Source organism: Roseisolibacter sp. H3M3-2, assembly GCF_029211165.1.
Classification (GTDB): Bacteria; Gemmatimonadota; Gemmatimonadetes; order Gemmatimonadales; family Gemmatimonadaceae; genus Roseisolibacter.
This window is the reverse complement of the sequence record NZ_JARGEK010000045.1, coordinates 1-20,236: the sequence shown is the minus strand read 5'-3', so window position 1 is coordinate 20,236 and position 20,236 is coordinate 1. Positions and strand designations below refer to the sequence as shown.

Annotated in this window: 21 protein-coding genes; 13 read left to right on the top strand and 8 right to left on the bottom strand. The window is 74.6% G+C overall.

The genetic code is table 11. The annotated features are described in order from the left end of the window. Positions 1-196 precede the first annotated feature (196 nt). From PYV61_RS06235 to PYV61_RS06215, 5 genes are read right to left on the bottom strand one after another with little or no spacing between them, the layout of a single operon-like run. Positions 197-1,006, bottom strand: a complete 810-nt coding sequence (locus PYV61_RS06235; protein WP_275829427.1) for an MBL fold metallo-hydrolase — start codon at positions 1,004-1,006, stop codon at positions 197-199. A 10-nt stretch (positions 1,007-1,016) separates the two neighbouring features. Beyond that, on the bottom strand, positions 1,017-2,231 hold the full coding sequence (locus PYV61_RS06230) for a putative sugar nucleotidyl transferase (RefSeq protein WP_275829425.1): 1,215 nt from the start codon (positions 2,229-2,231) through the stop codon (positions 1,017-1,019). A 13-nt stretch (positions 2,232-2,244) separates the two neighbouring features. Continuing rightward, the gene (locus tag PYV61_RS06225; protein WP_275829423.1) at positions 2,245-3,294 is read right to left on the bottom strand and encodes a mannose-1-phosphate guanylyltransferase; all 1,050 of its coding nucleotides are present in this window, start codon (positions 3,292-3,294) and stop codon (positions 2,245-2,247) included. After that, positions 3,291-3,713, bottom strand: coding sequence for a response regulator (locus tag PYV61_RS06220; protein ID WP_275829421.1), 423 nt, complete (start codon positions 3,711-3,713; stop codon positions 3,291-3,293). The genes PYV61_RS06225 and PYV61_RS06220 overlap by 4 nt, the downstream gene beginning before the upstream one ends. A gap of 2 nt (positions 3,714-3,715) precedes the next feature. Then, the gene (locus PYV61_RS06215) at positions 3,716-4,069 is read right to left on the bottom strand and encodes a roadblock/LC7 domain-containing protein (RefSeq protein ID WP_275829419.1); all 354 of its coding nucleotides are present in this window, start codon (positions 4,067-4,069) and stop codon (positions 3,716-3,718) included. Between the two features lie 192 nt (positions 4,070-4,261). Here PYV61_RS06215 and PYV61_RS06210 point away from each other — a divergent pair, with 192 nt between their 5' ends. The 7 genes from PYV61_RS06210 to gatB are packed head-to-tail and all read left to right on the top strand — an operon-like array spanning position 4,262 to position 13,046. Next, positions 4,262-4,903 (top strand): hypothetical protein, encoded by a 642-nt coding sequence (locus tag PYV61_RS06210; RefSeq protein ID WP_275829417.1) that lies wholly within the window; start codon positions 4,262-4,264, stop codon positions 4,901-4,903. A 13-nt stretch (positions 4,904-4,916) separates the two neighbouring features. Further along, positions 4,917-6,209, top strand: a complete 1,293-nt coding sequence (serS, locus tag PYV61_RS06205; protein ID WP_275829415.1) for a serine--tRNA ligase — start codon at positions 4,917-4,919, stop codon at positions 6,207-6,209. 16 nt (positions 6,210-6,225) lie between these two features. Next, positions 6,226-7,389, top strand: a complete 1,164-nt coding sequence (locus tag PYV61_RS06200) for a HAMP domain-containing sensor histidine kinase (protein WP_275829413.1) — start codon at positions 6,226-6,228, stop codon at positions 7,387-7,389. Then, positions 7,389-9,821 carry a UvrD-helicase domain-containing protein gene (locus PYV61_RS06195; protein ID WP_275829411.1) on the top strand — a complete coding sequence of 811 codons (2,433 nt, stop codon included), beginning with the start codon at positions 7,389-7,391 and terminating at the stop codon, positions 9,819-9,821. The genes PYV61_RS06200 and PYV61_RS06195 overlap by 1 nt, the downstream gene beginning before the upstream one ends. A 2-nt stretch (positions 9,822-9,823) precedes the next feature. Beyond that, on the top strand, positions 9,824-10,276 hold the full coding sequence (locus tag PYV61_RS06190) for an Asp-tRNA(Asn)/Glu-tRNA(Gln) amidotransferase subunit GatC (protein ID WP_275829409.1): 453 nt from the start codon (positions 9,824-9,826) through the stop codon (positions 10,274-10,276). Then, complete coding sequence (gatA, locus tag PYV61_RS06185; protein WP_345785215.1) at positions 10,222-11,595, top strand: Asp-tRNA(Asn)/Glu-tRNA(Gln) amidotransferase subunit GatA; 1,374 nt, start codon at positions 10,222-10,224, stop codon at positions 11,593-11,595. Before PYV61_RS06190 ends, gatA begins: the two co-directional genes overlap by 55 nt. After that, positions 11,592-13,046, top strand: coding sequence for an Asp-tRNA(Asn)/Glu-tRNA(Gln) amidotransferase subunit GatB (gene gatB, locus PYV61_RS06180; protein ID WP_275829407.1), 1,455 nt, complete (start codon positions 11,592-11,594; stop codon positions 13,044-13,046). The genes gatA and gatB overlap by 4 nt, the downstream gene beginning before the upstream one ends. 24 nt (positions 13,047-13,070) lie before the next feature. Here the strand turns inward: gatB and PYV61_RS06175 are convergent, their stop codons facing one another. From PYV61_RS06175 to PYV61_RS06165, 3 genes are read right to left on the bottom strand one after another with little or no spacing between them, the layout of a single operon-like run. Then, the gene (locus tag PYV61_RS06175) at positions 13,071-13,982 is read right to left on the bottom strand and encodes a zinc dependent phospholipase C family protein (RefSeq protein WP_275829405.1); all 912 of its coding nucleotides are present in this window, start codon (positions 13,980-13,982) and stop codon (positions 13,071-13,073) included. Positions 13,983-14,017: 35 nt separating this feature from the next. Further along, entirely contained in the window at positions 14,018-14,356 is a 339-nt protein-coding gene (locus PYV61_RS06170) for a hypothetical protein (RefSeq protein WP_275829403.1), read from the bottom strand. Further along, positions 14,343-15,203: a hypothetical protein gene (locus PYV61_RS06165; protein WP_275829401.1), complete on the bottom strand. Its 861-nt coding sequence runs from the start codon at positions 15,201-15,203 to the stop codon at positions 14,343-14,345. Before PYV61_RS06165 ends, PYV61_RS06170 begins: the two co-directional genes overlap by 14 nt. A gap of 236 nt (positions 15,204-15,439) precedes the next feature. On the opposite strand from PYV61_RS06165, the gene murA reads away from it, so the two are divergent. From murA to PYV61_RS06135, 6 genes are all read left to right on the top strand, one after another. Continuing rightward, positions 15,440-16,750, top strand: coding sequence for a UDP-N-acetylglucosamine 1-carboxyvinyltransferase (gene murA / locus PYV61_RS06160; RefSeq protein WP_275829400.1), 1,311 nt, complete (start codon positions 15,440-15,442; stop codon positions 16,748-16,750). Positions 16,751-16,757: 7 nt separating this feature from the next. Next, positions 16,758-17,483 (top strand): polyphenol oxidase family protein, encoded by a 726-nt coding sequence (locus tag PYV61_RS06155; protein WP_275829398.1) that lies wholly within the window; start codon positions 16,758-16,760, stop codon positions 17,481-17,483. A gap of 147 nt (positions 17,484-17,630) precedes the next feature. Continuing rightward, positions 17,631-18,098: a ribosome maturation factor RimP gene (gene rimP / locus PYV61_RS06150; RefSeq protein ID WP_275829396.1), complete on the top strand. Its 468-nt coding sequence runs from the start codon at positions 17,631-17,633 to the stop codon at positions 18,096-18,098. A gap of 13 nt (positions 18,099-18,111) precedes the next feature. After that, the gene (nusA, locus tag PYV61_RS06145; protein WP_275829395.1) at positions 18,112-19,428 is read left to right on the top strand and encodes a transcription termination factor NusA; all 1,317 of its coding nucleotides are present in this window, start codon (positions 18,112-18,114) and stop codon (positions 19,426-19,428) included. Positions 19,429-19,467: 39 nt separating this feature from the next. Further along, complete coding sequence (locus PYV61_RS06140; RefSeq protein ID WP_275829393.1) at positions 19,468-19,827, top strand: ribosomal L7Ae/L30e/S12e/Gadd45 family protein; 360 nt, start codon at positions 19,468-19,470, stop codon at positions 19,825-19,827. Between the two features lie 52 nt (positions 19,828-19,879). After that, on the top strand, positions 19,880-20,236 hold a 357-nt coding region (locus tag PYV61_RS06135), incomplete at its 3' end, for a translation initiation factor IF-2 N-terminal domain-containing protein (protein ID WP_275829390.1).

Here is a 20,236-nt window from a genome sequence, read left to right as displayed (position 1 = left end):
CACGGCGCTGCAGAACGCCGCCTCGATCTCGGGGCTGCTGCTCACGACCGAGGCGCTGATCGTCGAGAAGAAGGACGACAAGCCGGCCGCGCCCGCCGCGGGCGGCGGCATGGGCGGGATGTACTGAGCCCAGCGCTCGGACGACGGAACGGGGGCGCTCCTTGCGGAGCGCCCCCGTTTCGCGTGCGGCCGACGCTCAGAGGCCGAGCGACAGCTGGCCCCCGAGCCCCCCGACGTCGCCGAACGGGCCGACGATCCCGTGCTGCGGCGCCACGTGCAGCGCCCCGCGGAAGCGCGAGCGCCTGAGCACGCGCTGCATCGACTCGTGCGCGACCGCGGGGACGTTGTTCGTCTCGCTCAGGTGCGCGAGCACGACGTGCCGCAGCTCGCGGTGCAGGCACCCGGTCGCCAGCTCGCCGGCGGCGCGGTTGCTGAGGTGCCCGTGCGACCCGGCGACGCGGCGCTTCAGGTGCCACGGGTACGGCCCCGACTCCAGCAGCCCCTCGTCGTGGTTCGACTCGAGCACCAGCACGTCCACCCGCTCGACGGCCCGGCGCACCTCGTCGGTCGCCCGCCCGAGGTCCGTGACCACCGCGGCCCGCGTCCCCGAGTACAGCGACGTCGCCACGAATCCCACCGGCTCCTGCGCGTCGTGCGAGGTGCGGAAGGCCTCGATGCCGAGCGCGCCGACGGTGAAGCGGTCGCCGGGCGCGACGGCGTGCGTCGTCGCGGGGCCCAGCAGGTCGGCGGCGCCGCGCAGGGTGCCGGCGGTCGCGTACACCGGCCAGCGCCACCGCTTGACCGCGGTCGCGACCCCCGACACGTGGTCCGAGTGCTCGTGCGTCAGCAGCAGCGCGTCGATGGACTGCGGCAGGATGCCGACCTGCCCGAGCAGCTCGGCGAGCCGCCGCGCCGAGAAGCCGGCGTCGACCAGCACGCGGGTGTCGCCGCTCTCCACGAGCACGGCGTTCCCCTTGCTGCCGCTGCCGAGCATCCAGAGCCGCACGGGACGGCCCTCAGCCGCGCGCCAGCTCGACGCGCAGCCCGGCCCCGCGCGCGTGGGCGGCGCGCAGCGCCTGCGCCCCCCGCTCGCCGAGCGTGACCTGCCGGCGCGCCATCGCGCGCGCGGCCACCTGCACGAACTTCTCGACGTCGTACGACTCGTACGGCACCGCGCCCCCCCACGCGAACGGCGCGACGGCCTTGGGCGGCATCCGGTCGTAGACGTTCGCGCCGGCGCCGAGCACGCTCCCGGTCGTCAGGCGGAGCCCGATCCCCGTCTTGGCGTGGTCGCCGAACAGGGTGCCGAGGAACTGCAGCCCCGTGTCCACCACCCCGGCCGGCGTCCACAGCGCGACGGTGCCGTAGGTGTTCTTCAGGTTGCTCGTCGTGGTGCCGGCGCCGAGGTTGACCCAGCGCCCGAGCATCGAGTGGCCGACGAAGCCGTCGTGCGCCTTGTTGGCGTGGCCGACGAGGATCGACGTGCTGATCTCGCCGTGCACGCGGCACTGCTCGCCGATGGAGCACGCCGCGACCTTGTCGGCCGTCACGATCGAGTCCTCGCCGACGTAGCACGGGCCGACCACGCGCGTGAAGGCGAGCACGTGCGCGCCGCGGCGCACCATGATCGGGCCGGCGCTCACGTCGAACACCACGAACGGCTCGACCGTGGCGCCGGCCTCGACGAACACCGGGTGCGTGCCGAGCACCGTCGCGCCGTGGCGCGTGACCTCGATGGTGTGGCCGAGGCGCGGGAGGTCGTCGGCGAGCATCGCGGTGAGGCGGCCGACGTAGTCCCACACCGCGTCGAGCCACCACCCGCGGATCGGCGTCGCGCGCGCGCCGTCGGGGAGCAGCGCCTCGAGCGCGAGCGCGCCGCCGGCCAGCCGCTCGACCGGGAGGGGGTCGCGCAGGCGCACCGCGGCCAGCCGCCCCTCGCACGCCCAGGCGTCGGCGTCCGGGTCGATCCCGTCGAGCGCCGGGGCGCAGCGCGTGTTCACCAGCAGCGTCCCGGCCGGCAGCTCGGCGGGGGACGCGGGCGGCGCCTCCAGCTCCTCGAACGTCGCGAGGTGCGGGGCGCCCACGAAGCCCTGCGCGGGGATGCCGAGCGCCATCGTCCAGCGCTCGCGGACCAGCAGCGCGCCCGCGCGCAGCTCGCCCGCGGGGCGGGTCAGGGCGAACGGCTCGAACGCGCGCGCGGTCGCGTCGTCGTAGAGGTGCAGGGAGGCCACGGGAGGGGGGCGGTCAGCCGCCTGCCGCGAGGTCGCGCGGCAGGGTGTCGAGGAGCGTCTTGAGGTCGCTCGATCGGTCGACCGTGGTGACCAGGGTGAGCCCGGGGCCGGTGACGACGACGAGTCCCTCTACCCCGTAGAGCACGACCGCGTTCCCGTCGGCGTGCACCACGTTGCGGCGCGCGTCGAGCAGGTGCGTCGCGCCGCTCGCCGCGTTGCCGTCGGCGTCGAGCGCGCGCACGCGCGACAGCGCCCCCCACGTGCCGACGTCGTCCCACCCGAAGTCGCCGGGGAGCACGAGCACGCGGTCGCTGCGCTCCATGACCCCGACGTCCACCGCGACCGGCGTCACGTCGGCGAAGAAGTCGCGGATCGCCGCGTCGTCGGCGCGGTCGCCCGCCGCGCGCAGCGCCGGCGCGACCTCGGGGCAGCGCGCCTCCACCTCGGCGAGGAAGTCGCCCGAGCGCCAGGCGAAGATCCCCGAGTTCCAGAGGAAGCCGTCGGCGCGCATCCGCGCGGCGCGCTCGCGCGACGGCTTCTCGACGAAGCGCGCGACGCGGTGCACCCCCGGCTCGACCGCGTCGCCCGGCTGGATGTAGCCGAACCCCGGGTCGTCGCGCGTCGGCACGATCCCGACCGTCACCAGGCTCCGGTGCGCCGCCGCGGCGCGCGCCGCCGCCTGCAGCGTGGCGCGGAAGCCGTCGGCGTCTCCGATCGCCCAGTCCGCGTGCACGCACAGCATCACCGCGTCGCCGTCGACGCGGCGCGCGACCTCGCGCGTCGAGACCGCGCGCGCCGCCGCCGTCCCCGCGCGCGCCGGCTCGGCGATCACGTTCTCCGCCGGGAGCTCCGGCGCCAGCGCGCGGATCGGCGCCACCAGCGACGCGTTCGTCAGCACGAGCGTGTGCTCGGCGGGCACCAGCGGCGCCAGGCGGGCGAGCGTGTTCGCGAGCAGCGGCTCGCCGTCCACCAGCGGGAGGAGCTGCTTGGGGCGGGCGGGGGTGCTCAGCGGCCAGAAGCGCGAGCCCACCCCCCCCGCCAGGATCACCGCCCAGGTGCTCACGCGGCGCCCGTCCCCTCGGTGTCGGTCACGCCCGCCAGCTCGGCGGTGCGCGCGTAGAGCTTCTTCGGGCTGAACGGCTTGGTCATGAAGTCCGTGGCGCCGAGCGCCATCGCCTGCCGGTACTGCTGCTCCTGGCCGGCGGCGGTGAGGATGATGCAGGGCACGTCGCGGTACCGCTCGTCCGCGCGCAGCTCGGCGAGCACGTCGAGCCCGCTCTTCACCGGCATCATGAGGTCGAGCAGCACGAGGTCGACGTCGCCCGCGCGCTCCAGCAGGTCGAGCGCCTCCTGCCCGTCGTGCGCGAGCGAGACCCGGAAGGGGCCCTGCTCCAGTTTCATCTTGATGATGCGCCCGATGTGCGGCTCGTCGTCGGCGACGAGGACGTGCCGGGTCGCCGGCGCGTCGTGCGGCTCCGCCATGGTCAGACCAGCGCCGCGAGGGCGGCGCGGTGGCGGCGCAGCTCGCGCACCAGCGGGCCGGGCGCGGCGTCGGGCGCGAGGCGCACGACGAGCAGGACGTCGGACGACAGCGCGCTGACGACCGCGAGGCCGCGCCCCAGCTCGAGCACCGCGGTGCCGAGCGGGCCGTCGCCGGTGGCGGCGCCCATCGCGTCCGCGCCCTGCGCGATGCCGGGGGCCACGGCGGCGACGTGCTCCGCGTCCGCGGCCGACAGGCCGGCGGCGTCGATCAGCAGGCCGTCGCGGCCCAGCACGACGGCGCTCGCCACGTCGGGGCGCGCGTGCAGGGTCTCCATCAGGTCGCGCAGCGTGGGCATGGGACGGGCACGGGGAACGGGCGCGTCCCGGCGGGCGCGCGCGGTGCGAACGTAAGAGACCCGGAGAAGACGCGTCAAGCGAAGCGCGGGCACGGCGCGCGACCCCGCGGCGGGCCGGGCGCGTCCGTTGAAACCGCCGTTCCGGGGGGGTATCCTTCGCCACCGCTACGACTTCCCGCCTCCGCGCCGCTCATGCCGTCGTCCGCCCCGCTCCCGTCGCGCCCCGCCGCCGCCCCCGTCCGCAGCCGGGGCGGGGCGCTGGCGGCCGTGGCCGGCGCCGCGCTCCTGGCCGCCGCGTGCGGCGGGGAGGACCCGTTCGCGATCCGCGCCACGCTCGAGACGTCGCTCGACACGGTGGTCGTGTACCCGCTGCGCGGCGGCCAGTCGCTCTTCCCGACCGCGCTCGACCTGTTCGGCCGCTCGGCGGTCCGCCCGGCGCTGCGGGGCGGGGTGGCGCCCAACTTCGACATCGCGTTCGACACCGACGCGCAGGGGCGCGTGCTGCTCTACCCGGCGCGCCTAGTCGCGTCGCCGCCGGGCGGCTCGCCGCGCACGGGGTTCCAGGTGACCGGCACCGCCTTCGACGCGCTCGACATCGCGCCGAACTCGGGGTACCGCTTCGACTCGCTGCAGGTCGTCACCGCCGGGCAGACCGTCATCGTCGAGGCGCAGGGCGTGTCGACGTCGGGGCTCTACTGCGCCGGCACGTCGTCGATGCACGCCAAGCTGGTGGTCGACAGCGTGGCGCGCGGCACCGGCGCGGTGCACCTGCGCGTGCGGAACAACCCGAACTGCGGCTTCCGCGGGCTGACCGCGGGGGTCCCCAAGGACTGAACCCCCGGCGCCCATGCACGACCTGAAGCTCGTCCGCGAGCAGCCCGACGCGCTGCGCGAGGCGATGCGCCGCCGCGGCGCGCTCGACGCCCTCGCCCCGCAGCTCGACCGCCTCGCGTCGCTGGAGCAGGAGCGTCGCGCGCTCATCCAGCAGGTCGAGGAGCAGAAGGCCGCCCGCAACGCCGGCAGCGCCGAGGTCGCGCGCCGCAAGAAGGGCGGCGAGAACGCCGACGACCTGATCGCGCAGGGGCGCGCGCTCGGCGAGTCGATCGCGGCGCTCGAGGCGCGCGCCACCGCGGCCGACGACGCGCTGCGCGCCATCCTGATCGAGCTGCCGAACGTCACGCTCCCCGACGTCCCCGAGGGCGGCGAGGACGCCAACGTCGTCGTGCGCGAGTGGGGGACGCCGCGCCGCGCCGACGGGGTGCAGCCGCACTGGGACGTCGGCGCGCGCCTCGGCCTGTTCGACCTCGAGCGCGGCGTGAAGGTCAGCGGCTCGGGCTTCGTCGTCTACCGCGGACAGGGCGCGCGCCTCGTGCGCGCGCTGCTCAACTGGTGCCTCGACGTGCACGCCGCGGAGCACGGCTACGAGGAGGTCTGGCCCCCCGCCGTCGTCACGCGGGCCACGATGACCGGCACCGGGCAGCTCCCGAAGTTCGAGGACGACGCCTACGCCATCAGGGACGACGACCTGTTCCTCATTCCGACCGCCGAGGTGCCGGTGACGAACCTGTACCGCGACGAGGTGCTCGACGCGGCGCAGCTGCCGATGGCGTTCGCCGCGTACACGCCGTGCTTCCGGCGCGAGGCCGGGTCGGCGGGGAAGGACACGCGCGGGATCCAGCGCGTCCACCAGTTCGACAAGGTCGAGCTGGTGCGCTACAGCACCCCGGAGGACTCGGCGGCGCAGCTGGAGCTACTGACCGGGCACGCCGAGACGCTGCTGCAGCGCCTCGGACTCCCGTACCGCGTGAAGCTGCTCGCCGCCGGCGACACCGGCTTCTCGAGCGCCAAGACGTACGACCTCGAGGTCTACGCGCCCGGCGTCGACAAGTGGCTGGAGGTGTCGAGCTGCAGCGTGTTCACGGACTTCCAGGCGCGGCGGGCGAACATCCGCTACCGCCCGGCGCCCAAGGACAAGCCGCGCTTCGTGCACACGCTCAACGGGTCGGGGCTCGCGCTGCCGCGCATCGTGGCCGCGCTGCTGGAGCACTACCAGCAGGCCGACGGCTCGGTGGCGCTGCCGCCCGTGCTGCACCCGTACGCCGGCACCGACGCGCTGCGCCCGGCGGCGGCCGCGCCCTGAGCGGGGCGCGACCCGCATGCGCCGGCGCGCGCCCGTCGTCCTGGTCGTCGCCGGGATCGTCGCGCTGGTCGCCTGGAACCTGTACTACACGCAGCAGGTCCTGACGCGCATCCGCGACGCGGAGCGCCGCCAGACGATCATCCTGCAGCGCGTCTTCCGGGCGCAGGCCGACCCGAACCAGGCGGTGGCCGCGGCGGCGCTGCAGGACGTGATCTACCAGCTGCAGCAGTCGGGCGTCCCGATGGTGCAGACCAACGCGGAGGGCGTCCCCACCGGGGGGCTCAACCTGCCGTGGGGGGACGACTACAACGACCCGCGCACCCGCGCCTACATCGACCAGCTGTCGCGGCAGAACACGCCGGTGCGCGACGTCGAGGGCGGGACGGTCGTGTACTTCGGGTACAGCGACCTGGTCGAGGGGCTGCAGATCATCCCGCTGCTGCAGGCCGGGCTGCTGGGCGCGCTGCTGCTCGCCGGGGTGTACGCGCTGGTCGTGCGCGGGCGCGCCGAGCGCGAGCACGTGTGGGCCGGGATGGCGCGCGAGAGCGCGCACCAGCTCGGGACGCCGCTCTCCAGCCTCAGCGGGTGGATCGACCTGCTCGACGACGAGGTCACCGAGCAGGGCGCTCGCGCCAAGCCGATGCTGCGCTCGGCGGTCGACAGCATGAAGGCCGACCTCGAGCGGCTGGAGCGCGTCGCCCACCGGTTCGAGCGCATCGGCCGCGAGCCCAAGCGCGAGAACGTCGACGTCACGCTGATCGTCGACCGCATCGTCGGCTACTTCCGGCGCCGCGTGCCGACGCGCACCGCCGCCGTGACCATCGCCGCGCACCGCCCGGACGAGCGGATCGTGGTGCAGGGAGACGCGGTCCTGCTCGAGTGGGTGCTGGAGGCGCTGACCAAGAACGCGGTCGACGCCCTCGCCGGGCGCGGCGGGCGCATCGACGTGTCGGCCGAGCGGCTGGCCGACGGCGGCGTGCGGCTGCGGGTCGCCGACGACGGCCCCGGCATCCCGCGCGAGCTGCGGCGGCGCATCTTCGACGCCGGCTTCAGCACCAAGGAGCGCGGCTGGGGGATCGGCCTGTCGCTCGCGCGGCGCATCGTCGAGGAGAACCACGGCGGGCGCATCGCCCTGGTGCCGAGCGACCGCGGGGCGACCTTCGACGTTATCTTGACGTGATGCAGCCGCCGCACCCGACCCCGTCCGCCGCCCGCGACCCGCTCGCCGGCCTCAACCCCGCGCAGCGCGAGGCCGTGCTCCACTTCGAGGGGCCGGCGCTGGTGCTCGCCGGCGCCGGCTCGGGGAAGACGCGCGTCCTCACCACGCGCGTCGCCCGCCTCGTCGAGCACCACGGGGTCGAGCCGACGCAGATCCTCGCCGTGACCTTCACCAACAAGGCCGCCGGCGAGATGCGCGACCGCATCGCCCGGCTGCTCGGCTACCAGCCGGCGGGGATGTGGGTCGGCACCTTCCACGCGATCGGCGCGCGCCTGCTGCGCTCGCACGCGCACCTCGTCGGGCGTACCCCCAGCTTCACCATCTACGACGAGGACGACGCGCTCAACACCGTCAAGCGCGTGATGGAGAAGCACGGGATCCAGCCGAAGGAGGTCGCGCCGAAGAGCATCCTGTCGGCGGTCTCCGACGCCAAGAACGCGCTGGTGTCGCCGAGCGAGTACGGCGAGCTGGCGATGGACCCGTTCGCGAAGACGGTCGCCAAGATCTACCCCGACATGGAGCCGGCGCTGCGGCAGGCGAACGCGGTGACGTTCGACGACCTGCTGACGCTCCCGGTCGAGATCCTGCGCCAGCACGAGCACGTGCTCGCGGGCTACCGCCGCCGCTTCCGCTTCCTGCTGGTCGACGAGTACCAGGACACCAACCACGTCCAGTTCGAGTTCGTCCGCCTGCTCGGCGGCGAGCTGGGGAACGTGATGGTGGTCGGCGACGACGACCAGTCGATCTACGGCTGGCGCGGCGCCGACATCCGCAACATCCTCGACTTCGAGAAGACGTGGCCGGGCGCCGCCGTCGTGCGCCTCGAGGAGAACTACCGCTCGACGCCCAACGTCCTCGAGCTGGCGAACCTCGTGATCGCCGAGAACGCGGGCCGCCGCGGCAAGACGCTGCGCGCGACGCGGCCGGCCGGCGAGCGCGTCGCGCTGGTGGGCGCGCTCGACGACCGCGACGAGGCCGACTTCGTCGTCGACGAGATCGCGGCCCGCCGGGCGGGGGAGGGGCGCGTGCTGCGCGACTTCGCCATCCTCTACCGCACCAACGCGCAGAGCCGCTCGCTCGAGGAGTCGCTGCGCCGCCGCGGATACCCGTACCGGCTCGTGGGCGCCGTGCGCTTCTACGACCGGCGCGAGATCCGCGACCTGATGGCGTACCTCAAGCTGATCGCCAACCCGTCCGACGGGGAGGCGTTCCGGCGCGTGGTCAACGTCCCCAAGCGCGGGATCGGCGACACCTCGGTCGACCAGCTCGCGGGGCGCGCCGCGGCGCTCGGCGTCCCGCTGCTCGAGGCCGCGCGCCGCGCCGAGGTGCTCGAGGCGCTGCGCCCGGCCGCCCGCACCGCGCTCGCCGAGTTCGTGGCGGTCATCGACCGCCTGCGCGCCCAGGCGCCCAACGTCGGCGTCGACGAGCTGCTGCGCGACCTGGTGGAGGCGATCAAGTACGGCGACCACCTCAAGAACGAGGGCCCCGACTGGCAGGAGCGCGGCGACAACGTGCGCTCGCTCATCGACGGCGCCGCCGAGACGGTGGTCGACGACGGGGGGGAGGTTGGGCTGACGCCGCTCGACCACTTCCTGCAGAAGGCGACGCTCGTCGCCGGGGTCGACGCGCTCGCGACCGACGCCGACGCGGTGACGATGATGACGATGCACAACGCCAAGGGGCTGGAGTTCCGGGTGGTGTTCATCACCGGGCTGGAGGACGGCCTCTTCCCGCTCGCGCGCGCCTACGACGACCCGAAGCAGCTGGAGGAGGAGCGCCGACTCTTCTACGTCGGGATCACGCGCGCCGAGGAGAAGCTGTACCTCACGCACGCCGAGCAGCGGCTGCGCAACGGCGAGAAGATGGCGTCGCGCCCGTCGGGCTTCCTCGACGGGCTGGCGCCCGGCCTGTTCGACAAGAAGCTGACGATGAAGGCGCGCAGCTCCGGCCGCGCGTTCGTGGCGGGGCTCGGCGGCGGGCGCTCCGAGCGCGGCGACCGCTCGTGGGGCAACTCGTCGTGGTCGTCGCGCGGCGCCGGCGGTCAGCGCGACGACCGCGGCGGCAAGGCGCCGATCGCCGACGTCGGCGAGGACTTCTCGTGGCTCGACGAGCAGAAGCCGTCGGTGCGCCGCCCGGGGACGCCGGTGTCCATCGGGACGATGCCGCCGAGCATGAAGCGGCGCCCGGGCGGCGTGGCGCCCGAGGACGAGACGGAAGGCGTGCGCCTGGCCCCGGGGATGCGCGTGCGGCACGACAAGTTCGGCGTCGGCACTATCGCCGAGCTGGCGGGCTCCGGCCCCGACGCCAAGGTGCGCATCGACTTCGACGACGAGGAGATCGGGCGCAAGACGCTCGTCGTCGGCAAGGCGCGACTCGAACCCGAGGTGGACTGAGCGTGGCGGTCTCCGAGAACGACGTGCGGCACGTGGCCGCGCTGGCGCGCCTCGGCGTGCCCGACGAGCGCCTCCCCGCGCTGGCGCGCGAGCTGTCGGCGATCCTCGGGCACATGGAGGCGCTCGGCCGCGTGAAGACGATCGACCACGACCCCGTGCACGGCGTCGGCAGCGGCGGGATGCCGCTGCGCGCCGACGGGGGTGAGCCGTACGCGCTGGCGCGCCCGCGCGAGGACTTCGCGCCGTCCACCCGCGACGGCTTCTTCCTCGTGCCGCGGCTGGCGACCCACGCCGACGCCGGCGCCGCGGAGGAGTCGTGGGCCCGACCGAGGCGGCGCGGCTCGGCGCGGCGGCGCTGGCCCGCGCGGTGCGCGCCGGCCGCACGACGGCGCTCGACGCGGTGCGCGCCGCCCGCGCGCGGAGCGCGGAGCTCGACCTCGGTCCGTCGGGGCTGAACGCCGTGCTCTGGTCCGACGTCGACGCCGAGGAGCGCGACGCGATCGAGGTCGACGGGCGGGCGAGGGGGGCGGACGGGCTGCCGCTCGCCGGCGTCCCGGTCGTCGTGAAGGACAACATCGCGACGCTCGGCCTCCCGACCACCTGCGGCTCGCGCATCCTCGAGGGCTACGTCAGCCCGTTCGAGGCGACCGCGGTGGCGCGGCTGCGCACGGCCGGCGCGGTGGTCGTCGGCAAGTCGAACATGGACGAGTTCGGGATGGGCTCGTCGACCGAGCACTCGGCGTACGGCCCCGCGCGGAACCCGCACGACGTGCGGCGCGTCCCCGGCGGCTCGTCGGGCGGCTCGGCGGCCGCCGTCGCGGCGGGCGCGGTGCGCGTCGCCCTCGGCTCCGAGACCGGCGGCTCGGTGCGCCAGCCCGCGGCGTTCTGCGGCATCGTCGGCGTGAAGCCGACGTACGGGCGCGTCAGCCGCTACGGGCTCGTCGCCTTCGCGTCGTCGCTCGACCAGGTGGGCGTCTTCGGCCGCACCGTCGACGACGCGGCCGTCGCGCTCGGGGCGATCGCCGGCCGCGACCCGCACGACGCGACGAGCGCCGACTTCGACGTCCCCGACTACCGCGCCGCGGACGGGCAGGGGCTCGCGGGGCTGCGCATCGGACTGCCCAGGGAGTACTTCCCGAAGTCGCTCGACGCCGGGATGCGCGCGCGCCTCGACGCCGCCGTGGACGCGATGCGCGGCGCCGGCGCCGAGATCGTCGAGGTCTCGCTGCCGCACACCGAGCTGGCGATCCCGACCTACTACATCGTCGCCCCCGCCGAGGCGTCGAGCAACCTCGCGCGCTTCGACGGCGTGCGGTACGGCACGCGCGCGCCGGCCGGCGACCTGCGCGAGCTGTACGAGCGCACGCGATCGGGCGGCTTCGGCCCCGAGGTCACGCGGCGCATCCTGCTCGGGACGTACGTGCTCTCGGCGGGCTACTACGACGCCTACTACCGCAAGGCGCAGGAGGTGCGCGGCCTGATCGCGCGCGACTTCGCGCACGCCTTCGAGAAGGCGGACCTGCTGTTCACGCCCACGACCCCGACGCCCGCGTTCGCGCTGGGCGCGCTCAGCGACCCGTACGAGATGTACCTCAGCGACATCTTCACCGTGACCGCGAACCTCGCCGGCGTCCCGGCGATGAGCGTCCCGGTCGGCCGCGTCGACGGGCTGCCGGTGGGCGGGCAGCTGATCGCCCCGCACTTCGGCGAGCCGGCGATGTTCCGCGCGGCCTACGCCCTGGAGCGCGCCCTCGGCGCGGCGGCGCACGCATGAGCCGCGGCGACCGCTACGAGATGGTCGTCGGCCTCGAGGTGCACGTGCAGCTCGACACGGCGACGAAGCTGTTCTGCAACTGCCCGACGAGCTTCGGCGACGCCCCGAACCGCAACACGTGCCCCGTGTGCCTCGGGCTCCCCGGCGCGCTCCCGGTGCTCAACGCGCGGGCGGTCGAGCTGGCGACGCGCGCCGCGCTGGCGCTCGGGTGCACCGTGCACCCGGTCTCGATCTTCGCCCGCAAGAACTACTTCTACCCCGACCTCCCGAAGGGCTACCAGGTCTCGCAGTTCGACCGCCCGCTCGCGACCGAGGGGCAGGTGGTCATCGGGGAGGACGAGGACGGCGCGCCGATCGCCGTGCGCGTGACCCGCGTGCACATGGAGGAGGACGCGGGGAAGTCGGTCCACGACCGCTTCGCCGACGCCACCGCGATCGACCTGAACCGCGCCGGCACGCCGCTGGTCGAGATCGTGAGCGAGCCGGACCTGCGCTCCAGCGCCGAGGCGGGGGCCTACCTGCGCGCGCTGCGCCAGCTGATCCAGTACGTCGGCGCGAGCGAGGCGTCGATGGAGGAGGGGTCGTTGCGCGTCGACGCGAACGTCAGCGTGCGGCGCCGCGGCGACACGGCGCTCGGCACCAAGACCGAGATCAAGAACGTCAACTCGTTCTCCGGCGTCGAGCGCGCCCTCGAGGTCGAGTTCGCGCGGCAGTGCGCCCTCGTCGACGGCGGCGGGAAGGTCGAGCAGCAGACGATGCTGTGGGACCAGGCGCGCCAGGAGGTCCGCCCCGCGCGGTCGAAGGAGGGAAGCCACGACTACCGCTACTTCCCGGACCCCGACCTGCCGCCGCTGCTGCTCACCGGCGAGTGGATCGACGTCCAGCGGGCCGCGCTCCCCGAGCTGCCGGCCGCGCGGCGCGCGCGGCTGCGCGACGAGTTCGCGCTCGGCGCCAAGGACGCCGAGGTGCTCACCGCCGACCCGCAGCTCGCCGACTACTTCGAGGCGGTGGCCCACGGCAGCGGCGACGCGAAGGCGGCGGCCAACTGGGTCATGCGCGACGTGCTGAAGGAGCTGAACGACAGCGGGCGCACGCTCGCCGAGTTCGCCCGCGTCGTGCGCCCGCTCGACCTCGCGGCGCTGCTCCGGCTGGTGCAGGACGGCACGGTCAGCCGCTCGGCCGCCGCGCGCGTGTTCGGCACCATGGCGCGCACGGGCGAGGAGGCGAAGCTGGTCGCCGAGCGCGAGGGGCTGCTGCAGGTCAGCGACGACGCGCAGCTCCGCGCCTGGGTCGACGAGGTGTGGACGGGCAACCCGGAGGAGGCCGCGCGCTTCGCCGCCGGCGACCAGAAGCTCCAGGGCTTCCTGGTCGGGCTGGTGATGAAGGCGTCGAAGGGGAGCGCCGACCCGAAGAAGGTCAACGCGCTGCTGGCGGAGCGCGCCGCCGGCTGACCGCGTCGCGGCCCGACGCCGCGGTCAGATCCGCCGCTCGGCCTCGCGCACGCCGGGCGTGAACAGCGGGTGCGCGAGGGACGCCGCGAAGGTGAGCGTCGACGACGGGAGGCCGAATCGGCGGTCGGCCTCCGCAATCGCCGCGTCGGCGCCGCCGGCGCGCAGCGCGCCGCGCCGCACCCGCTTGGCCATGCGCAGCGGCTCGTCCCCCGAGGGGTCGAGCCGGTACGGCTCCGACGACTCGCCGCGCCGCAGCCAGTCCACGATGTAGTCGAACGAGCGCACGAGGTGCCGGCCGACCTCCTCGTCGCCCAGGTCCCAGCGGCTGTTCTCCCGCACGAGCGCGAAGACGCGCTGCCACGACTCGCTGTCGGCGACGTGCACCATCCCGCGGAAGATCCGCCGGTTGGTGGGCGTGCTGAAGATCGTGGGGCTAAGGATCCGGTCGAGGTGGTCGTCCGCGCGCGCGTGGTCGCGCAGGATCAGCTCGCGCGCGCGCCGGCTGGCGCCGACCGGGAGGTGCGTCTCGAACCGGCTCTCCCAGTAGGAGTGGCCCAGCGCCGCGGTGCTGGCCGTGATGGCGAGCTGCCGCGGCACGAAGTAGTTGTGCGCCACCGCGTCGGCGGCCAGGTGCGCTTGGTAGCCGAGCGCGAACGCGCGCAGCGGCTCGTCGGCGGCCCGCTCGGCGATCTCCTGGCCGACGTGCCACGCGTGGCAGTGCCGCCCCACCGGCGCGTACTTCTTGGCCATGCTGGTGTCGGCGGCGATCGACCCGTACAGGAAGTCGTACGGGAAGGCCGCGAGCAGCTCGGCCACCGGGCCGGGGAGGAGCGGGAGCGAGCGGAGCACGGCCTCGCCGAGGAAGACGTGCGTCCCCGGCGTCCACGCCCACGCGTCGGTGGGCAGCAGGGCGATCCCGAGCAGCGCCAGCAGCACGCCGAGCGGGAACGCCGTCGCGCCCCGCCCGAGCGTCAGAGCCCGAGCTCCCGGCGCCGCCGCCGCATGGCCCGCTTCAGCTGCCGCAGCTCGCGGTCGACCGCGCGCTCCATCGCGCCGCGCGCGTCGGAGAGCACCTCGCCCACGGCGCCGCCGGCGTCCGACAGGCTGGGCGCGCGGCGCACCGCCTTGCGGGCCGAGCGGCCGGCGTTGCGCGCCAGGCGCACCACGGCGGGCGTGTCGTCCACCATGGCGCGCGACACCAGGAGCCCGAGCCCCGCGCCGACGGCGGCGCCGAGGAGGGCGGCGATGAGCAGGTCGGCCTGCGGGCGGTCGTCGTCGGTCATCGTCTCCTCCTCGTCACGCACGTCCACGTCGCGGTCGAACGCGCGGTCGCTCCGGCGCGTCGCCGCGGAGATCGTCTTCGTCGGCATCCGTCGGGTCCTCCTCCAGGTCGTCGTCGTAGGGCAGGTCGAGCAGGTCGTCGGCGTCCGCCATCGCCTCGGCCTCCGCGCGCGCGCGCAGCGCGTCGGCGGCCGAGACGCGGCGCGCGCCGCCGGGCGCCGGCGTCGCGGCGAGCAGCGGCTCCTCGTCCAGCAACTCGTCGTCCAGCAGGTCGCCGGTGAGCCCGGCCGGCTCGTCGGCGAGCGCGACGCGGCGGGCGGCGCGCGGCGGGCGCGAGGGGACCAGCAGCGCCTCGCCGAGCGTGTCGCCGAGCGACGCGACGCTCGCGCGCAGCCCGCGCACCGCGGCGTCGGCCGTCACCAGCGTGTCCTCGGCCTCGCCCTGCGCCACCTCGAGGAGCGCCTCCAGCTCGCGCGCCCGCAGCTCGGCGCGCTCCACCGCGCGCTGCAGCCGGCGCTCGGCGTCGTTCACCAGCGCGCTCGCCCGCTGCACGTCGCCGCGGATCGCCGTGCTGACGTAGTCCACGTTCTCGGTGATGCGGCTGACGTGGTGCGTGATCGGGTTGACGTCGGCGTACACCCGGTCGAGCAGGTCGCTGATCTTCTTGTAGCTCTGCCGGAAGTTCCAGGCGGCCGGGATCACCGCCGCGGCGAGCGCGATGAACGTCAGCGTCAGCACCGCGTCGAGGATCTGGGTGGTCTGCTCGAACCACCCGGGATCGCTCGGCGCCTGCTTCATCACCACCGTGTCGCCCAGGACCGTGGCCTGGGCCAGCACCCAGACGCCGGCGCTCGCCAGCGCCGTCGAGGTCAGCATCGGCCGATGGGGCAGGGGAGAAGGAGGACCGGTCGGTGCCGCCACCGGTCGGGGTCGATCGGCCGAGGCCGGTGCAAGGGCGGGGCCACCGGCCCCCGCACGTCGCGTCGCCGCGCCCCTCGCGACGGGCGCCGCATCCCTTTGGGACGGGGCATTGGGCGGCTATCGTACCCGGCGCGTCGGGCCGATGTCAAGGAAGCGCGGCCCGCAGTCGACTCCGCCCACCCCTCGAGCGCATGTCCGCCACGCCCGCCGTCCAGTTCATCGTCGAGGGAGGGCGCACGCTCTCCGGCAGCATCCGCCCGTCGGGGAACAAGAACGCCGCGCTCCCGATCGTCGCCGCCGCGCTGTGCACCGAGCACCCGGTGACGCTCGAGAACGTGCCGCGCATCCGCGACCTCGAGACGCTGGTGGAGCTCGTCCGGTCGCTCGGCGTGTCCATCGACTGGACCGCGCGGAACACGCTGCAGATCCACGCCAAGACGGTGACGCCGGCCGGGATCGACCGCGAGCTGTCGAAGAAGATCCGCGGCTCGATCCTGCTCGCCGGCCCGCTGCTCGGTCGCTGCGGGCGCGTGACGCTCCCGCCCCCGGGGGGCGACGTGATCGGGCGCCGGCGCCTCGACACGCACTTCCTGGCGCTCGAGCAGCTCGGCGCGCGCTACGACCTCACCGACGTCATCGAGATGGAGGCGCCGAAGGGGCTGCGCGGCGCCGACGTGTTCCTCGACGAGCCGAGCGTCACGGGCACCGAGAACGCGATGATGGCCGCGGTGCTCGCGAGCGGCACGACCGTGCTGCGCAACGCGGCCAGCGAGCCGCACGTGCAGGACCTCGCGCACTTCCTGGTCGCCATCGGCGGGAAGATCGAGGGGATCGGCACCAACCAGCTCACCATCCACGGCGGCGCCACCCTCGGCCCCGCGACGCACCGCATCGGCCCCGACCACATCGAGGTCGGCTCGTTCATCGGGCTGGCGGCCGTCACGCGCTCCGAGCTCCGCGTCGAGCGCGCGGGCGTCGAGCACCTGCGCTCCACGCTCATGGGCTTCGCGCGCCTCGGCATCGAGTGCCGCACCGAGGGCGAAGACCTGATCATCCCGGCCTCGCAGTCGCGTCTCGTGCAGGCGGACCTCGGCGGCCACGTGCCGACGATCAGCGACCAACCGTGGCCCGCGTTCCCGGCCGACGTGATGTCGATCGCCATCGTCACCGCCACGCAGTGCGAGGGGATGGTGATGATGCACGAGAAGATGTTCGAGTCGCGGATGTTCTTCGTCGACAAGCTGATCGGGATGGGTGCCCGCATCGTGCTCTGCGACCCGCACCGCGCCATCGTCTCGGGCCCGAGCCGCCTGCGCGGCACCACGCTGGAGTCGCCCGACATCCGCGCGGGCATGGCGATGCTCCTCGCCGCGCTGTGCGCCGAGGGGACGAGCGTCATCAACAACGTGGGCCAGATCGAGCGCGGCTACGAGCGGATCGACGAGCGGCTGAACGCGCTCGGCGCGCGGATCGAGCGCGTCGGCGACCGCCGCACGTCCTGAGCGGCCGGTGAGCGACTTCGCGCCCGTCGGCGACGGCCGGTACCTGGCCGCCGACGTCTTCGCCGAGTGGGGGATCCGCGCCCTCGCGACCACGCGCGCGGCCGGCTCGTTCTCGAACGCCGCCGACGAGCCGGTGGCGGCGGTGATGGGGCGCTGGTCGGAGCTGCAGCGCCACCTCTTCCCGCACGGCGAGGGGCGCTTCGCGACCGCGCACCAGGTCCACGGCGCCGACGTCGTCGACCACGTGCCGGGGTGGGCCGGCTGGCTGCGCGCCTCGGCGGCCGACGGCCACCTGTCGCCGGAGCGCGGGACCGCGATGGCCGTCACCGTCGCCGACTGCGTGCCCGTCTACGTGGCGCACCCGTCGGGGGCGACGGCGATGCTGCACGCCGGGTGGCGGGGGACGGCGGCGGGGATCCTCGGCGTCGCCGTGCGGCGTCTTGCGGCGCTGCGGCGGCGCCCGTCGGAGCTGCGCGTCCTGCTCGGGCCGGCGGTGTGCGGCCGCTGCTACGAGGTGAGCCCCGACGTCTACCAGCAGCTCACCGGGCGCGCCGTCGACCGGCCGACGACCGTCGCGCTGCACGACGTGCTGGCCGACCAGGCGCGCGCCCTCGGCGTGCGCGACGTGCACGCGACGGCGCTCTGCACGCGGTGCGACAACGACCGGCTGTTCTCGCACCGCGCGGGCGACGGCGGGCGGCAGCTGGGCGTGCTGGTGGCCGACGCGGCGTGAAGCGGGGTGAGGCGGGCCGGACCGCGTCGGCTTGACGCGCCCTAAGCCACGGTCTACCTTAGTATTGCGCCTCGGCCGGGAAACCGCGCCGTTGAATGTGGGGGAGGGTGCCCCACATTTTTTGTTGCCGTAACTCGCCGTCCGATATTGCCCGACGCACTGGAACACGCCGTCACCGCGGAGCTCGAGACCCTCGGGTTCGAGCTGTTCGAGCTCCGACGCCGGGGCTCCAAGCGCCGTCCGGTGCTCGACTTGCGGGTCGAGCGTCGAGACGGCGCGCACGTCTCGGTGGACGACTGTGCGCGGGTCTCGCGGGCGGTGGAGGCGCGGCTCGAGGCGGATGGGCTGGTGGGGGAGCAGTACGTCTTGGAGGTGTCATCGCCGGGGATCGAGCGGCCGCTGCGCGGGCCGAACGACTGGCGGCGGTTCGTCGGGCAGCCGGCGGTGGTCACCGCACCGTCGCTGCCCGCCGGCAAGGCGGAGGTGACGATCGTGGCGCTCGACGGCGAGCCCGGGACGGAGGTGGCGGTCGTGCGCGACGAGCGCGGCGCCGAGCACCGCGTCCCCCTGGCGGAGGTCAGCCAGGCCCGGCTCGCGTTCCACTGGAATAAATAGAGGAGTCCCCTGGATGGTCGCTTCGGCTGAGATCCTCGCCGCGATTCGCGAGCTGACGAACAGCAAGCAGCTCGATCGCACCGAGCTGTACGCGCTGTTGCAGGACGGCATCCTGGCGGCGCTGGCGAAGAAGTACGGCCCCACCGTGCAGGCGGAGGTCGACATCGACGACGACACGGGCACGCTCCGCGTCGTCCTGCTGCGCACCGTGGTCGAGGAGCCGCAGGACCCCGCGCGCGAGGTCTCGCTCGACGAGGCGCGCGCGCTCGACGAGGAGTTCCAGGTCGGCGACATCCTCGAGCGCGAGGTCCCGTTCTCCGAGTTCGGGCGCGCGGCCGTGCAGGCGGCCAAGCAGCGCATCGTGCAGCGCGTCCGCGAGGGCGAGCGCACCCGCATCAAGGACGAGTTCTCGACCAAGGTCGGCGAGCTGCTCTCGGGCGAGGTCCAGCAGATCGAGCGCGGCAAGCTCGTGGTCATGCTGAACCGGTTCCGCGAGGCGGAGGCGATCATCCCCTATCGGGAGCAGAACCACCGCGAGCACTACCACCAGGGCGAGACGATCCGCGCGGTGCTGAAGCGGGTCGAGGACACCCCCAAGGGGCCGCGCCTCATCCTCAGCCGCTCCGACGCGCTGTTCGTGCAGGCGCTCTTCCGCCTCGAGGTCCCCGAGATCCAGCAGGGGATCGTCGAGATCCGCGCCGCGTCGCGCGAGGTCGGGAGCCGCACCAAGATCGCCGTGTTCTCGCGCGACGACGCGGTCGACCCGGTCGGCGCTTGCGTGGGGCTCAAGGGCGCGCGCGTGCAGGCCGTGGTGAACGAGCTGGGCGGGGAGCGCATCGACATCGTGCCGTGGTCGGCCGACCCGGAGCGCTTCGCCAAGCTGGCGCTCGCCCCGGCCAAGGTCGCGCGGGTGTTCAGCGACGCCGGCTCGCGGACGATCCAGGCGATCGTCGACGAGGACCAGCTCTCGCTGGCCATCGGCCGCAACGGGCAGAACGTCCGCCTGGCCTCGGAGCTCACCGCCTGGAAGATCGACCTCTACTCGAGCCGCGAGTGGCTGGAGAAGGGCGGCGACCAGCAGATGTTCGCGGGCGGGGGCGAGGAGGAGCAGGACGTGGCGCTGGCCGACATAGCGGGGATCGACCCGGCGGTGGTGGCGGTGCTCGAGGCGGGCGGCTACCGCACGCTGAACGACATCCTCGACCTCGAGCGCGACGACTTCCTCAAGCTGCCCGGGATCGCGCCCGCCGAGGCCGACCGGCTCATGGGGCTGATCGACGAGCTGACGACCGAGGACGAGGGGACGCAGGACGAGCAGCCGGGCGCCTGAGCGCTGGCGCGATCGGCGGCCGGCGCTAGCATGGACGGGATGACGCAGGACCGGCTGCTCCGCCTGCTCGGCCTCGGGGTGCGGGGACGGGGGGCGGTGGTCGGGGTGGAGCGGGTGCGGGAGGCGGCGCTGAAGGGGACGCTGGTCCTCGCGGTGGTCGCGCCCGACGCCTCGCGGCACAGTCTGGAGAAGGTGCGGCCGCTGCTCCGCGCGCGCGGGGTGCCGGTGGTGGACGGCCCCGGCGCCTCGGCGCTGGGGCACGCGGTGGGACGGGAGGCGACGGCGGTGGTCGGGGTGCTGGACCCGAACCTCGCCAACGGCATACAACGAATGCTCGGCGCGTCCCCGATGGGGGGCGACGCGAACGGCGCGCCCGGTGGGGCGCGCCCCGAGGGGTGAGCGGCCGCGCGGTGCGGTCGGTCGTCCGGCGGGAGCGGATCAGGAGGATGGTTTGAGCAAGCTTCGTGTGCACGACATGGCGGGCGAGTTCGGGATCACGACGGAGGAGGTCATCGACCTGCTCCGGAAGATGGACGTCCCGGTCCGCTCCCACCTGACGCTGCTGACCGACGACCAGGTGTCGCGCATCCGCGCGCGCTGGGAGCGGGAGAAGCGTGAACGGGCCCAGCGCGAGGCGGCCGCCGCGGCGCCGGCCCCGCCGCCGCGTCGCCGGAAGACTGCCGAGCCCGCCGCCGCCGCGCCCGCCGCCGAGTCGGCGTCGCCGACCGCAGTGCGCCGCCGCGTGGCGCCCCCGCACGTGATCGGCGCCGACGGCGGCGGGGCCGCCGTCGAGGTCGAGCCGATCGCC

What these genes read in the sequence shown, in the direction of transcription:
- PYV61_RS06220 (WP_275829421.1), bottom strand. Translation starts at nt 3,713, where the DNA reads ATGGCGGAGCCGCACGACGCGCCGGCGACCCGGCACGTCCTCGTCGCC.
- PYV61_RS06215 (WP_275829419.1), bottom strand. Translation starts at nt 4,069, where the DNA reads ATGCCCACGCTGCGCGACCTGATGGAGACCCTGCACGCGCGCCCCGAC.
- PYV61_RS06210 (WP_275829417.1), top strand. Translation starts at nt 4,262, where the DNA reads ATGCCGTCGTCCGCCCCGCTCCCGTCGCGCCCCGCCGCCGCCCCCGTC.
- serS (WP_275829415.1), top strand. Translation starts at nt 4,917, where the DNA reads ATGCACGACCTGAAGCTCGTCCGCGAGCAGCCCGACGCGCTGCGCGAG.
- PYV61_RS06200 (WP_275829413.1), top strand. Translation starts at nt 6,226, where the DNA reads ATGCGCCGGCGCGCGCCCGTCGTCCTGGTCGTCGCCGGGATCGTCGCG.
- PYV61_RS06195 (WP_275829411.1), top strand. Translation starts at nt 7,389, where the DNA reads ATGCAGCCGCCGCACCCGACCCCGTCCGCCGCCCGCGACCCGCTCGCC.
- gatB (WP_275829407.1), top strand. Translation starts at nt 11,592, where the DNA reads ATGAGCCGCGGCGACCGCTACGAGATGGTCGTCGGCCTCGAGGTGCAC.
- PYV61_RS06165 (WP_275829401.1), bottom strand. Translation starts at nt 15,203, where the DNA reads ATGCTGACCTCGACGGCGCTGGCGAGCGCCGGCGTCTGGGTGCTGGCC.
- murA (WP_275829400.1), top strand. Translation starts at nt 15,440, where the DNA reads ATGTCCGCCACGCCCGCCGTCCAGTTCATCGTCGAGGGAGGGCGCACG.
- nusA (WP_275829395.1), top strand. Translation starts at nt 18,112, where the DNA reads ATGGTCGCTTCGGCTGAGATCCTCGCCGCGATTCGCGAGCTGACGAAC.
- PYV61_RS06140 (WP_275829393.1), top strand. Translation starts at nt 19,468, where the DNA reads ATGACGCAGGACCGGCTGCTCCGCCTGCTCGGCCTCGGGGTGCGGGGA.